This is a genomic window from Aliihoeflea sp. PC F10.4 (assembly GCF_054612275.1).
On the sequence record NZ_JBTSWH010000002.1, the window covers coordinates 14,653 to 28,248 of the forward strand.

Below are 13,596 nucleotides of genomic sequence, written 5' to 3' on the forward strand. Positions count from 1 at the left end.
CAGTGCGGAGCTAGAGGTTGGCACGGTCATTCGCTCGGTGCCGGACAATTCTTTCAACCGTCTTCCCGCTCGCGGCCTTCTCCGTCGCCTCAATTTCAAGCAGCCCGGCGGCGACTCCTTTGCTCTTGTCTGCCACCAGATGGACTGCAGCCCAGGCTAAGCTCCGACAAGCGTTCCATCGAGAAGCCCGGCGCACGATAGCTTAACCCGAGAGAAAACGCACCGGTCGGCTTCAACCTCCTTGACCAACGTGAAGGATGCAAATCACGCAGTTGCCACATGGCAACTCTGCCACTCACCATCCGCTCCGTCGGCTCGCGGTCATCGTTGCGGAGCCAAGGGATTGTAGGTGCCATAGGCGCGACGCCAGTCGGCAGGTTTCATGAATTCGCTTGACCAAATACCCACACCTGCGGCCTTCGCCCTCGCTTCCAACTCCGGGTAGCCCGCAGGTGGCTGCTCGCCTTGTGGCACCGCCACGACGTACATCCCCTCCTCCAGGCCCAAAGCTGCTATATCCAATCCATTGACGTAGCACTGGGCATGGTACCCTCCTCCTCGAATAACACGGGTTGGCCGGCACTCGACATCCTTGGCCAATGTCCGGGATGCGAGCCACGCGGTTCCCACTGCGCCACATGGCCAGTCCACATTTCCAAGGCGCGCTTTCTGCCGGAGCTCGCAGGAATCGACCGCTTCCAGGCGGATTCGGGTTGCCATGCGATACCGCCCACCGTCCTGAATTAAGTCGAATGTGACGCCGTCGTAGATTTGCACTTTGCCTGTAAGCGTCTCCGGCAGCCCATGCGCAACACCCACACCGGCGGCTAACAAGCGCAAAGCAAAGCCAATGGCATAGATCGCCGGGGGAGAGCGGCGGGCTCGGCTCTCCACGTATCTCGTCGGCGCCTTCATCAGCGCCTCCGCCACTTCTTGCAGAATCCGATAAATGCCTTCTCGATGCTCGGTTGGGCGAGATCGATATTTCCCTTGCGGCACCAGGACCGGAAGGCATCCGCCACGCTCTCGACATCAGGCGTCGGTTTAGGCGCATGCTCACGCACCAAGTCCGCCCAGCCGGACCAGTTGATGCGTTCCAAAGGAAAGCCGCGATAGGGAGCTACAGGACCCGAGGAATGATTTGGAACGCCGCCGCCCCTGGCGCCGGCAAGCGCAAACAAAGACCTGCTAATTCGTAACTGCCCGCTTCTGCCTCGCTGAATGAGTCTCCGGAGGTACGCGCCGGGGTTGGCGACCTGACCATCGTCTGCACGCTGCACAGTGACAGCAAGCGCGGCGATCGCCGCGTCCGGTCCGAGATAGTTTTCCGCCTCGGTCCATACCTGCGTATTGATTGTGGCCGCGGCACACAGTCGGCGGCCCGACGATCGCAGCGCTGTCCAACTGTCGAAGATCTCGGGGACATGCTTTTGAAGGGAAGGGCAGGCGGTTTGCACCAGTCCGAGCGATACATTTCCGATGTCGTCAGCCGGACTCAACGCCGGCCTGCCATCTCTTCCGGCGGCCGGTGGCGCTTCTTCCATTCTTCTTCCGGAAGTCCGTTGGGTGGGGCGGGGTGGGACGCTGGCAATGATTTTGTCCGTTTCGGCAGGGGGCGATGCTCTACTATCTTCTACAAAGGGAAGATCCGCTGTAGCTTGTACCTGACGAAAACTCGCCACCGCGGTGTCGAAATTTGAGCGTTGGGACGCTCTTTCGTAGGCCTCTTCAACGTCCTCTCGGAGAATGGTCAATGCTTCGACTAACCCGCGAAATTGCCCCACGTCACTCGGATCACATTCCCGCAGCCTATCCAGCTGCGCGTGGAAGTGTTGCCAGTTGCCCACGAGCCTATCGCGTTGGGCCGCCACCAGGACAGCCTCAATCTCTCTGCGGATCTGTGTACGCTGATACGAGAGCGTTCGGCGCTCGCGTCCTTCCTGCTCATAGGCAAGGGCTATTTCGAGGAGTTCGTCATAACGCATGATGATCGGCGATAGGTCGATCCCAAATGCCTCTACGATCTTGCCTTGGTCGTCCCGAACACCACGACGCTGGTAGGTGGGGTGCGATGCATGGGCGATAAGTCCTGCCGCGGCGAGCCCGCGCAAATGATGCCGGGCAGTAGAGATGGATAACCCGAGTTGCCGCGCGAGGGCCTCGTTGGAAGGCCAAACGATCGGGCTGGAGTCCTTGCTGGTCCAGTCCGCCGCAGGCGAATAGCCGAACAGTTTGTCTATCATCGCAATCTTCGCCGCCTTCAGTCCCAACGCGGCGGCTGCGCGCTTGGCCAACTGCAGTGCCTCGATCCGCTTCACGGCAAGTGTCCGATCGCCAGCATAGTCCCGAGCTGCCCGGTGCGCTGCCAGGCCGGCAGGCGTGATCCGACGAACACCGGGCACTGGTTTCAATCCTTCGGCCGATGCAAATTCTTCAGTAGTGCTCATTTCGGTACCTCCCGAAACGGCAAGCAGGATCGTTCGCCGAAGTGGCGTTTTGCCTTGACACAAATTTGGGCTTTTGCGATTATTCGTCCCGTCACAGGTTGCGGTTCTCGCCAAAGAGCCCCAGCAAAGAATTTCGATCTTCAGTGAACCGGCCTTGGAAGCGTCAACTTCCGGGGCCGTTCCTTTTTTGCCGTATAGCTTCTCCATCACACGGTTTGTCTACGCGAAACGAATCAGTCTGCCCGTGAGAGCAGGTGAGTCGCTGCGCGAAGTATGCTTGCGCGCTTTAGCGCAAGCAATACTGTGCGTTTTCATCATGTAATGGAAGTCTTTTTAAGACGACTTTTCAAACGACTGAGGATCACGTAGCGCGGTTTAGGAGCCGTAAACGCCCTGAAGCCTCTCGAAGATTTCCGGCGCGATCTCGTACTGCCGGGCCTTGCCACGCCCGATTGACGTGCGCCCCCAGGACTCTTTCAAAAGCCCTCGCACGACCAGCGGATCAATGGCTTCCTGCGCTGCTTTCCTTGTCATTCCAGTGACTTCCGTCACGTTCGTTATGGTCAGCGCCGTATCTGCCTTTTGCAGCGTGTACAGGAGATTCATCATGCCGAGCTGGCGCAGACGCGAATTCGGCGTCTCGTCGGGCAGGGGCTTTGACATGATCTCGTGCGTAGCCAAGGTCGCAAAAACCGTGTTGTGCCAGCGTTGGTTTAATGGGCTTGGCATCTTCTTATCTATTCGTTAACGTGCAGTATGACAAGGTGGTGAAGCCTCACGGACGGCGGGCCAATGGAGAGAAAAACGGGAGTTTGGGCATGAAAAATGCGGTCATTCGGGCACTTTCTGCCGTTTTACTCTGCGTTCCATTGTACACGTTTTCGTCCTCCATTGCGCGAGCAGATGATTGGGGCTGCCAGGTTCTCCTATGCCTTTCGAACCCCGGTGGCGCAACGCAGTACACCGAGTGCCGCCCGCCGATCGAACGGCTTTGGTCGCATCTCGCGAAGGGGCGATCGTTCCCGATTTGCAGCGGCGTTGGCTTCACAGCGACGAAGCCGCGTTATGAGCCGTACTATTGTGACGCCGGGTTCCGGCTGGTCACACGTTCGGGAGATCGCAGAAATGACGTCGGCTGCGTCTCCACCGAACCCAAGGTCGTCGACAGCGCCATGTGCAGCGATCGCGACAATGGCGGCGCCTCGGGACGCTGGCATTTCGAAGACGGCAAGCGGGTCTGCAAGGCACTGGTCACCCAACGTCCTCATGTGCGCGAGCAGCCGAGGTATGTCGACTTTACTATCGATGGCGCCGGCCGCCAGCGCGTGTGGTTCTAGCCCATGCCGGTTGCCTTCCTCGCTCTCGCTCAAAACTGCGCTCCGCAGGTCGCCTCGGAAACAATTGCGGCTGTCGTGAGCGTCGAAAGCGGGTTCCAGCCCTTTGCAATCCGTATCAACACAGATCATCCGCTCGCCGAGCAACCCAAGACCCGAGCCGAGGCAATCGAGACGGCGACGATCCTGATCGCCGAGGGTCACGATATCGACCTCGGACTTGCCGGGATCAATTCCGGTAATCTCGGTCGGCTTGGCCTTTCCGTCAGCGACACATTCGACTTCTGCCTCAACATCAAGGCCAGCGCGTCGCTACTTGACGGTTACTACCAAATAGCTCTCCAAGGTGGCGCGACGACGGCACAAGCCGAAGCCGTCATGCTGCGGAGCTATTTCGGCAATGGTGACGCCTCGGTCGGCGAAATGGTCGGCTACGACAGCCGGGTTCTGGCCGAGCGCGCGCGGCTGTCCGACCGTCTCGACAGCATCGAGATTATCGAGGCGCAAGCGGAGGCGTTGCCGGCGCGCGAAAGGGCAGGGGAGTCGTCTGCCGCCACGGTCGACAGCGGTCCGGCCGGGAAGAGCCAGCAGCAATCCCAGGCTTCAGTGCCGCGATGGGATGTCTACAGTTCGGGGCGGCAATCCTCCGTCCTCGTCTTTTCCAACGAGCAAAAGGAGTAATGCGCCTATGAACCTATCGGCTCGCATAAGGCCGTACGCGGCGACCGCAGCGATAGCGGCGGTATTTTCCCTGACCTTGGTCGAGCCTAGCTTCGCCCAGGCGGGCGGGATCGAAAGTGTGCTGCAGAATATCGTCAACATGCTTACCGGCAATGTCGCGAGACTGCTGGCTATCATCGCCGTGATCATTGTCGGCATCGCATGGATGTTCGGCTACCTCGATCTACGCAAGGCGGCCTTTGTCGTGCTTGGCATCGGAATCATCTTCGGTGCGACCGAGATCGTCAACATGATCTCAGGAGGCTAGTGCGTGACCGAGCGGATTGCCCTTGAGGAAGACACGCTGTTTCTCGCCTGCACCAGGCCGGCGATGATCGGCGGCGTGACGATGGAGGCGATGGGGATCAATATGATCTTCACGACGATCCTCTTCATCGTCGCGGGATCGGTGGCCTACGCGCTCGTCGGCCTGGTGTTCCACGTCATCTTCAAGGCGATCGTCAAGCACGACCACAATATGTTCCGCGTGCTGCTCGGCTGGGTGGAGACGCGGGGCAGAACTCGCAACAGCGGGTTCTGGGGCGGATCGAGTCTCACCCCGATGAAGCTCGTTCGGCGCTATGACGAAAGGGACCTCGGCCTTGCCTAGTACCGCTACCGTCAGAAGCCGTGAGCTCGAACCCGAGACCTTCATCCCCTACGTCCGCCACATCGACGAACGGATGCTCGCACTCGACTCCCGTGCCCTCATGGTGGTTATCGCGCTCGAAGGCGTGTCTTTCGAGACGGCTGACACGCTCGACCTTAACGCCCTGCACCGGGACCTCAACACGCTCTACCGCAACATCGCGGATGAGCGGCTGGCGCTGTGGACGCATGTCGTTCGGCGACGCGACAATGAGTATCCTGACGGCGAATTCTCAAACGCCTTCTCGCGCGCGCTGAACGACAAGTACCGAAACCGCATGATCGGCGAGGACTTGTTCCGCAACGATCTCTATCTCAGCCTGGTATGGCACCCAGGCAAGGACGCAGCCGAGCGGGTGGCAGCGTTCCTGTCGAAATTGCGCAAGGCGCGGCGCGGCGGGGTCGAGCTTGATGAGGATGCCCTCAAACACCTCGATGACGTGATCGTCGACGTTACAGCCGGCCTGAAGCGTTTCGGCCCGCGCGTCCTCACCCTTCAGGAACGCGAGGGTCTGATCTTCTCTGAGCCGAGCGAAGTGCTGCATCAGCTGGTGGGTGGGCGCCGTGAAGCTGTCCCTCTGACCGCAGGCCGCGTTTCATCCGCGATTTATTCCGATCGGGTCATTGTCGGTCGCGAGACGGTCGAGATCCGTCACGAAGGATCGAGCCGTTATGCCGGCATGTTCGGTTTCAAGGAATATCCGGCCCGCACGCGACCTGGCATGTTCGACGGCTTGCTCACCGTTCCCTATGAACTGATCCTGACCCAAAGCTTCTCCTTCCTGTCGAAGTCGGACGCGAAGACGGTGATGGGTCGCAAGCAAAACCAGATGGTCAGCGCCGGCGACAAAGCCGGATCACAGCTCGAGGAGCTCGACGATGCGCTGGACGATCTGGAATCGAACCGCTTCGTGCTGGGCGACCATCATTTGACGCTTACAGTCTTCGCCGACTCGGTAAGGGAATTGACGGACAATCTGGCCAAGAGTCGGACGCATCTGACCAATGGCGGCGCCGTCGTCGCCCGCGAGGACCTCGGGCTTGAAGCGGCCTGGTGGGCGCAGCTTCCCGGCAATTTCCGCTACCGTGTCCGGTCCGGCGCGATCACCTCGAAAAATTTCGCAGCCTTTTCACCTTTCCATTCCTATCCGGTCGGTCAGCGCGACGGCAATGAATGGGGTCCGGCGGTGGCCATGCTGAAGACGGCCTCGGGGTCGCCGCTCTACTTCAATCTGCACTACGGCGATCTCGGCAACACCTTCATCGGCGGGCCATCCGGCTCGGGCAAAACCGTACTCCTCAATTTCCTCCTGTCGCAGGGCGAGAAGTTCGACGCCAATATTGTGTTCTTCGACAAGGACCGCGGCGCCGATCTCTTCGTGCGTGCGGCCGGCGGAACCTATCTGCCGCTCAAGAATGGCCGGCCGACTGGTTGCGCCCCGCTTAAGGGCATGGAACTGACGCCGGAAAACAAGGTGTTCCTGGCGCAATGGGTGACCAAACTCGTTGGGTCGAAAACGCGCGAACTCTCCGTCGCGGAGACACGTGATATCGCAAATGCCATTGATGGGCTCGCCGATCTGCCGGCGGAACGGCGCACGATCGGCGCGCTGCGCACGTTTCTCAATAACACCGATCCAGAAGGCATCGCGTCGCGGTTGCGACGCTGGGAGAGGGGAGGGCCGTTGGGCTGGGTGTTCGACAACGTCGTCGAGGACATTGGCCTCGGCGACTTCGGAGTGGGTGGCAAGTTCGTAGGCTACGACATGACCGATTTTCTCGACAACGAGGAGATCCGTGCGCCGCTGATGGCCTATCTGTTCCACCGGGTCGAGCAGTTGATCGATGGGCGCCGCATCATCATCGTCATCGATGAGTTCTGGAAGGCGCTTGCCGACGAGGGCTTTCGCGACCTGGCCCAGAACAAGCTCAAGACCATTCGCAAACAGAACGGGCTCATGCTGTTTGCCACGCAAAGCCCGCGCGATGCGATCAATTCGCCTATCGCGCACACCATCATCGAGCAGTGCCCAACGCAGGTATTCATGCCGAACTCTCGCGGCAGTCGCGTCGACTATGTCGACGGATTCAAACTTACCGAACGGGAATACGAGCTGATCGCGCGCGAGCTTTCAAACGAGAGCCGGCGGTTCATTGTCAAGCAGGGCCACAACAGCGTCGTCGCCGAGCTCAATCTCAGCGGCTTCGAGGACGAACTCGCGGTGCTCTCCGGCCGCACTGCCAATGTCGAGCTTGCAGACACAATCCGAGCGCAGGCCGGCGATGACCCGGAAGCCTGGCTTCCTCTCTTCCAGCAGCAAAGGAGTGCAGGCTGATGTGTATGCGCAGTTCGATGATGGCCGCCGTCGCCATCCTTGCCCTGTCGACCGGAGGCGCCGGCGCACAAGGGATCCCCGTGATCGATCAGACCGCGATCCTGAAGCACATCGAGAGCATCACGCAGCTCAAGTCACAGCTCGATGCGCTCAATCAACAGATCACGCAAGCCGAGCAATTGTTCGGATCGCTGAACAAGCTGACAAATATGGCCGATGTTGCTTCGCTTCTGAACCGGCCTGAAATACGCAAGGCCTTACCGCAAGACTTTGCGGCGATCGAAAGCCTGCTCAGCGGCAACGGCTCGGGTGCGTTCGGCGAAGCCGCCTCGAAATTCCTCGGTGATAATTCGACCTACCAGACCTCCGCGAACGATTTCTATGCCCAGGAGCTGGCGCGCGTCCAAAACCGCAATGCCGGTCAGATGAGCCTTGGGCAGCAGATTTACGATGCCGCCACCAAGCGCATCGATGGGATCGATCAGTTGCGCCAGCAGATATCCTCGGCGAGCGATGCCAAGGATATCGCCGATCTTCAGGCGCGCATTCAGGCCGAAAGTGCCTTCCTGCAGACCGATCTCCTGCGCATGCAGGGTCTCCAGATGGTCCAGCAGGCGCAGGCCCAGGTCGAGGATCAGCGCAAGGCAGAAGACTGGCGCAAGCGCATCGACACGATGAACACGGCGCTGTCGCAATGAAGCGTGTCGCGGCTCTCGTCATGATGGCATTGCTGGCAGCGTGTTCGGAACCCCCGCCGGCCACGGTCATCACCGTCAGCGAGTTTCTCGCCGATGAGAGCCTGCGCGCTGATCAAATCGGAGAATGCCATGAGAACCCCGGTGAGCTCGGGCAGACGCCCAATTGCCGCAATGCCGAAGAGGCTGAGGGCAAAGCCCGACTCCAGCGCATGAACAGGGCGCTGGGGGGATAGCGACATGTACACCGTCTTCGACTTCCTCGATCGCCAGTTCACGACGCCGCTCCAGAACTTCATCAGTTCCGGTACGAGCGGGATCAGCGCGTGGGTGACGGGGCCGTTGACGGCGGCGCTGACCCTCTACGTGGTCCTTTACGGTTTCCTGATCCTGCGCGGATCGGTGCAGGAACCGATCATGGAATTTGCCTTCCGGGCGATAAAGCTCGCCATCATTCTGATGCTGGTCAGAAATGCCGGCGAATACCAGACCTATGTGACCAATGTTTTTTTCGAGATTCTGCCCAGGGAAGTTTCGGAAGCCCTGAACACCGGCGGCGCACCAAGCGCCACAACCTTCGACAGCCTGCTCGACAAGGGTCAGAAGTCCGCCAACGATATCTGGGCGCAGGCGTCCTGGCCGGTGGACCCGCTAACCGGCTTTGCCGGTCTCGTGGTGATCGTGGTGACGTTCATTGTTGCCTCGATCGGCTATGTCGTGTCGCTCTACGCGCGGGTTGCACTTGCAATCATTCTCGCGATCGGGCCGATCTTCATCGCACTGGCCATGTTCCAGTCGACCCGCCGCTTCACCGAGGCATGGATCGGACAGCTCGCCAACTTTGTCATCTTGCAGGTTCTCGTGGTCGCGGTCGGCTCGCTGCTGGTCACCAGCTTCGCAACCATGTTCACCACCGTCGAGGCCTACAGTGACGTCCTGATGCGGCCGATCGCCGTCGGGGCCATCGGCCTTGCTTCCCTCTATGTCTTTTATCAGCTGCCGGGCATCGCGTCGGCGCTCGCGAGCGGAGGGGCCTCACTCACCTATGGCTTTGCTGCGGGTCGAGATGCCCATCAAAGCACTATCACGAGAACGATCGGTTGGGGTTGGCGCAGGCTGACCGGCAGAGGAGCCTGACGCCATCACCATGAGGGGTATTCCAGCGTGCATATAGTTCGAGTTGTAACAATGATGGGGCTGCTGGCCGCCCTCTCCGGCTGCGCGACGCTAAGTTACCCGCTGCCCAAATGCGACGGTTATGCGAAGCGGCCGCTTAATCGTTCGATGTGGGACTGGCGAGCCGGAAAAGCACAGGACGATCCGCGCCAGCAATCTTCGCTCGCCAGCGGCAACGGAACCGCCTTGGCCTTCGCCGAGCATGAACCAACCGTCGAGACTGTAGCCTTCGCCGACTTCGACGAAGCCGGCTCTCACGCCGCTTGCCGGGCAGGGTAGGGGGCATGGTGACGACAGACAGTCTCAAGGAATATTTCGAAAAGGCGCGCCGCTTCGATCAGGACCGGATGGTCTCGGCCGAGCGCTCTAAGCGGCTCGCCTGGTTCATCGCCATCGTCGCCAGCGTGCTGGCCTGCGTCTCGGTTGCCGCCGTGGTCGCCCTGACGCCGCTCAAAACGGTGGAACCCTTCGTCATCCGCGTCGACAATTCCACCGGCATCGTCGACGTGGTGTCGGCCATGGCGTCGGCGGCCGGCAGCTATGACGAGGAAGTGACCAAATATTTCTCTGCCCGGTACGTCCGGGCACGCGAAGGCTATGTCTGGTCAGAAGCAGAGGAGAATTTCCGGACCGCCTCGCTGATGTCGAATGCGGCTGAGCAGCAGCGCTTCGCCGCCGCATATCGCGGCGGCAATCCGGAATCGCCGCAGAACGTCTATGGGCGCTCCGCAACCTCCCGCATCGGGATCAAGTCGATCTCGCTCATCAACAGCAATGTCGTTTCCGTCCGCTACATCAGGACAATCACACGCGGCGAAGACGTCCGCACAACCCATTGGGTGGCAACGATCACCTATTCCTATGCCAATGCCCCAATATCCTCCAGCGACCGGTTGGTGAACCCGCTTGGGTTCGTGGTGAGCGAGTACCGGGCCGATCCGGAGGCCTTGAATTGAGAAATCAATCGTTCCTTGCCATGGCCGTCATCGCGGCACTGGCTGCATTTCCTGTTCAGGCCCTGGAGATCCCGGCCAGCGCGCAGCAGGACAACCGCGTGCGCTTCGTCAGCTACCAGCCCTACAATATCACCCGGATTGTCGGCACGATCCGTTCTTCGGTCCAGGTGGAGTTCGCGCCAGACGAGGAAATCGCTCATGTGGCACTCGGCAATACCGTTGCCTGGGAAGTCGCGCCGGCCGGCCACATCTTGTTCCTCAAACCACGTGAGAACCAGCCGGCCACCAACATCTCGGTTGTGACGACGCGGCGGGACGGCTCCAAGCGCAGCTATCAGATGGAATTGGTGGTGCGCGACGGTTCGGTCGATGCCGGGCAGAACACATATTTCTATGTGAAGTACCGCTATCCGGCCGATGAAGCCGAGCGACGCCGCCTCGAGGATGAGGCGAAGAAGCGTGCGGCCGAGGCTGGTTATGCCGATCAGGTCCTCGGCATCCATGAACAATACGGCCCCCGCAACTGGCGTTATTCGGCGCAAGGCTCCGCCGCAATCGAACCGCAGGCGGTCTACGATAATGGCAAGGTGACGACCTTTGCCTTCAGCGGCAATCAGGAGATGCCCGCGATCTACATCGAGAATTCGGATGGAACGGAAAGCCTGGTGCCGAAGACGGTTCAGGGCGATCTCGTTCTCGTCCACGCTATCAGCCGAAAGTTCATCCTGCGGCGTGGATCGGACACGCTCTGCATCTTCAACGAGGCCTATTCGCCGGTCGGCGTCGACCCGGGAACCAATACGACCTCGCCTTCGGTCGAACGTGTGGTCAAGGTTCCGGCAGCGGGACAATAAGGGAGCCGCCATGACAGATACGCCAGAAACAACGATTCCCGGCGAACGCGGTCAGACCTTGGCGGCGCGCAAGGTTGACAGCAATCCCTTGCTCAAGCGAGGCGCCGTCGTACTGGCGGTCGTCGCCTTCTTGGGTTTCGCCATGTGGTCAATGCGCCAGGGGCCGAAGGAGGACGTCGAGCAGCCGGGATCGGGGGTGATCCGTCAGACGACGGAGTTCGAACCGGCCCGGGTCGAACCCGAGCCCGTGGCCCTGCCAGTTCCGGAGATCAAACTACCGACGCCGGCCGTCGAGACGGCGGAGACGCCCCCGGTCGATGAGCTACTCGATGCGGCAAGACGGGCGCCGGTGATGGCGTTTGGCGGCGGTCAATCCGGAAACAATGCCAGGCCTACGAACAACGCCGGCGCGACGACAGATTCGAACTTCGTCCCAGTCGACGGCCTCCTGGGGGGAGGGGGGCAGGGAGAGAACGAGGATCAGCGCTTCAACCGGATGCTGAAGCCAACTGTCCTGGAAGGGTCGAAGGCCGGACATCTCGGCAACCGCAACTTCATCGTCGCGATGGGGACCTCGATTCCCTGTGCGCTTGAAACCGCGCTGTCATCGGATCGGCCGGGATTCACCAGCTGCGTGATTACCCGCGACGTTCTCTCGGACAACGGCCGGGTCGTGCTGATGGAGAAAGGCACTCAGGTCGTCGGCGAGTATCGCGGCGGTCTGCGCCGCGGCCAAAGCCGGCTGTTCGTGCTCTGGAACCGAGCCAAGACGCCCACGGGCGTCATCATCACATTGGCCTCGCCGGCAACCGATGCGATCGGCCGCGCCGGATTCGATGGCTATGTCGACACCCACTGGTGGGAGCGCTTCGGCAGCGCGCTGCTTCTGTCTGTGGTTGGCGATATTGCTACTTATGCCGGTCAGGAACTACAGCGCAGCGACGTGCAAGCGCAGGGCACGACAAGCGCCGGCAAGGATGCCGCCGCGATCGCCGTCGAACAGTCGATCAATATTCCGCCGACCCTGACGAAGCACCAAGGGTCGCTCGTTTCGATCTTTGTGGCGCGAGATCTCGATTTCTCAAGCATCTATGGCCTGCGGGTTACCGAACCCCGCAATACGATTTACGACCGTGCCGTGATGGGCGACTTCTACCCAAAATCCGATCTGATCACGAAATAGGGCAGGGGATGGCGGAAAACTCCGATGCCGGCGTCGTCCGCCAACTGCTTCTGCCGCTCGATCGTTTCCTGAAAGACGAGAGCCTCTACGAGGTCGTCATCAATCGACCCGGCGAAGTGCTGACGGAAGGAACGGCTGGCTGGCAAAGCCACGATCTGCCGGACCTGTCGTTTGACAAGCTGATGCGGCTGGCGCGGGCGGTGGCAAGTTACTCCAATCAGGGCATCGACGAGACGCGACCGCTTCTCTCCGCCACCCTTCCGGACGACGAACGCATCCAGATCGTAATCCCGCCAGCGACGACACGAGACACCGTCTCCATCACCATCCGCAAACCCTCATCCGTTGCGCTGTCCACAGCCGACCTGGAGGAGGGCGGCTTGTTCGAGAATGTCGTTGCGAGCGCCGATCAGACCTCTCGTGAAGATCCGTTGTTGGCGAGCTACCGCAGCGGACAGTATCGCGTCTTTCTCGAAGGTGCGGTTCTTGCGCGCAAGAACATCATCATCTCCGGCGCCACGGGATCCGGCAAGACCACGATCTCGAAGGCGCTGATCCAGCACATTCCAGACGACGAACGGCTCATCAGCATTGAAGATACACCGGAGTTGACGATCCCGCAGCCGAACCATGTCCGGCTGTTCTACTCCAAGGGCGGGCAGGGGCTGGCAAAGCTCGGCGCGAAGGATTTGCTTGAATCGTGCCTGCGCATGCGTCCAGATCGGGTCCTGCTGCAGGAGCTACGTGACGGCACTGCATTCTACTACATCCGAAACATCAATTCCGGGCACCCCGGCTCGATCACCACCGTTCACGCGGATTCACCAAGCCTGGCGTTCGAGCAACTGACGCTCCTGGTCAAGGAATCCGACGGGGGGCAAGACCTCGACCGGGACGATATCCGCAATCTGCTCAAGATTTCCATAGACGTGATCGTCCAGTGCAAGAGGGTCGGTGGCCGTTTCCGTGTGACCGAGATCTATTTCGCAGACCATGAGCGATCGGCAACCATCAGGCCGTGATCAGCTCGCACATTCCGATCGGAGAGGACGAACTGGCCCCGGCATTCGCTGGATCGGGTTGCAAATGACCCAATTCGCTTCGGTGCGGGCAATAAACTTGCGAGAACGACTAGCAGCAGATGATGACCGGTGCTCATCACGATCAGTCGCGCTCGACTTTGTGGGCAGCCATCTAGCGAGGAGATCACAATCCTCATGGCGATCCGGTAGCCGATCCCGGTGACG

Annotated in this window: 16 protein-coding genes; 13 read left to right on the forward strand and 3 right to left on the reverse strand. The window is 60.4% G+C overall.

Annotation, left to right across the window (positions count from 1 at the left end; translation table 11 throughout):
• Positions 1-321: 321 nt before the first annotated feature.
• The 3 genes from ACX82Z_RS21990 to ACX82Z_RS22000 form a co-directional block, all read right to left on the reverse strand.
• Positions 322-915 (reverse strand): hypothetical protein, encoded by a 594-nt coding sequence (locus ACX82Z_RS21990; protein WP_040457498.1) that lies wholly within the window; start codon positions 913-915, stop codon positions 322-324.
• Positions 915-2,447 carry a plasmid replication protein RepC gene (gene repC, locus ACX82Z_RS21995; RefSeq protein ID WP_459912000.1) on the reverse strand — a complete coding sequence of 511 codons (1,533 nt, stop codon included), beginning with the start codon at positions 2,445-2,447 and terminating at the stop codon, positions 915-917. Before repC ends, ACX82Z_RS21990 begins: the two co-directional genes overlap by 1 nt.
• Positions 2,448-2,822: 375 nt before the next feature.
• Positions 2,823-3,110, reverse strand: a complete 288-nt coding sequence (locus tag ACX82Z_RS22000; RefSeq protein WP_245262446.1) for a MarR family transcriptional regulator — start codon at positions 3,108-3,110, stop codon at positions 2,823-2,825.
• Between the two features lie 155 nt (positions 3,111-3,265).
• Between ACX82Z_RS22000 and ACX82Z_RS22005 the strand changes: the two genes are divergently transcribed.
• Genes ACX82Z_RS22005 through virB11 form a run of 13 tightly spaced genes read left to right on the forward strand, consistent with a single transcriptional unit; the run spans position 3,266 to position 13,371 of the window.
• Entirely contained in the window at positions 3,266-3,784 is a 519-nt protein-coding gene (locus tag ACX82Z_RS22005) for a hypothetical protein (protein ID WP_459912002.1), read from the forward strand.
• A 3-nt stretch (positions 3,785-3,787) separates the two neighbouring features.
• Positions 3,788-4,462 carry a lytic transglycosylase domain-containing protein gene (locus ACX82Z_RS22010; RefSeq protein ID WP_429098163.1) on the forward strand — a complete coding sequence of 225 codons (675 nt, stop codon included), beginning with the start codon at positions 3,788-3,790 and terminating at the stop codon, positions 4,460-4,462.
• Positions 4,463-4,469: 7 nt separating this feature from the next.
• Positions 4,470-4,769: a TrbC/VirB2 family protein gene (locus ACX82Z_RS22015; protein WP_429098165.1), complete on the forward strand. Its 300-nt coding sequence runs from the start codon at positions 4,470-4,472 to the stop codon at positions 4,767-4,769.
• A gap of 3 nt (positions 4,770-4,772) precedes the next feature.
• Positions 4,773-5,111, forward strand: a complete 339-nt coding sequence (locus ACX82Z_RS22020) for a VirB3 family type IV secretion system protein (protein WP_094538721.1) — start codon at positions 4,773-4,775, stop codon at positions 5,109-5,111.
• Positions 5,104-7,485 carry a VirB4 family type IV secretion/conjugal transfer ATPase gene (locus ACX82Z_RS22025; RefSeq protein ID WP_459912005.1) on the forward strand — a complete coding sequence of 794 codons (2,382 nt, stop codon included), beginning with the start codon at positions 5,104-5,106 and terminating at the stop codon, positions 7,483-7,485. The genes ACX82Z_RS22020 and ACX82Z_RS22025 overlap by 8 nt, the downstream gene beginning before the upstream one ends.
• Positions 7,485-8,183, forward strand: a complete 699-nt coding sequence (gene virB5, locus ACX82Z_RS22030; RefSeq protein WP_442843453.1) for a P-type DNA transfer protein VirB5 — start codon at positions 7,485-7,487, stop codon at positions 8,181-8,183. Before ACX82Z_RS22025 ends, virB5 begins: the two co-directional genes overlap by 1 nt.
• A complete protein-coding gene (locus ACX82Z_RS22035; RefSeq protein WP_442843454.1) occupies positions 8,180-8,416 on the forward strand; it encodes an EexN family lipoprotein in 237 nt (78 codons plus the stop codon). Before virB5 ends, ACX82Z_RS22035 begins: the two co-directional genes overlap by 4 nt.
• A gap of 4 nt (positions 8,417-8,420) precedes the next feature.
• On the forward strand, positions 8,421-9,317 hold the full coding sequence (locus ACX82Z_RS22040; RefSeq protein WP_459912008.1) for a TrbL/VirB6 family protein: 897 nt from the start codon (positions 8,421-8,423) through the stop codon (positions 9,315-9,317).
• A gap of 51 nt (positions 9,318-9,368) precedes the next feature.
• Complete coding sequence (locus tag ACX82Z_RS22045) at positions 9,369-9,635, forward strand: type IV secretion system protein VirB7 (protein WP_442843456.1); 267 nt, start codon at positions 9,369-9,371, stop codon at positions 9,633-9,635.
• A gap of 5 nt (positions 9,636-9,640) precedes the next feature.
• Positions 9,641-10,312 (forward strand): VirB8 family type IV secretion system protein, encoded by a 672-nt coding sequence (locus tag ACX82Z_RS22050; RefSeq protein WP_459912010.1) that lies wholly within the window; start codon positions 9,641-9,643, stop codon positions 10,310-10,312.
• A gap of 20 nt (positions 10,313-10,332) precedes the next feature.
• Positions 10,333-11,166 carry a P-type conjugative transfer protein VirB9 gene (gene virB9 / locus ACX82Z_RS22055; protein ID WP_374818693.1) on the forward strand — a complete coding sequence of 278 codons (834 nt, stop codon included), beginning with the start codon at positions 10,333-10,335 and terminating at the stop codon, positions 11,164-11,166.
• Positions 11,167-11,176: 10 nt separating this feature from the next.
• Positions 11,177-12,349: a type IV secretion system protein VirB10 gene (virB10, locus tag ACX82Z_RS22060; RefSeq protein ID WP_442843459.1), complete on the forward strand. Its 1,173-nt coding sequence runs from the start codon at positions 11,177-11,179 to the stop codon at positions 12,347-12,349.
• Positions 12,350-12,357: 8 nt separating this feature from the next.
• Positions 12,358-13,371, forward strand: coding sequence for a P-type DNA transfer ATPase VirB11 (virB11, locus tag ACX82Z_RS22065; RefSeq protein ID WP_442843460.1), 1,014 nt, complete (start codon positions 12,358-12,360; stop codon positions 13,369-13,371).
• Positions 13,372-13,596 lie beyond the last annotated feature (225 nt).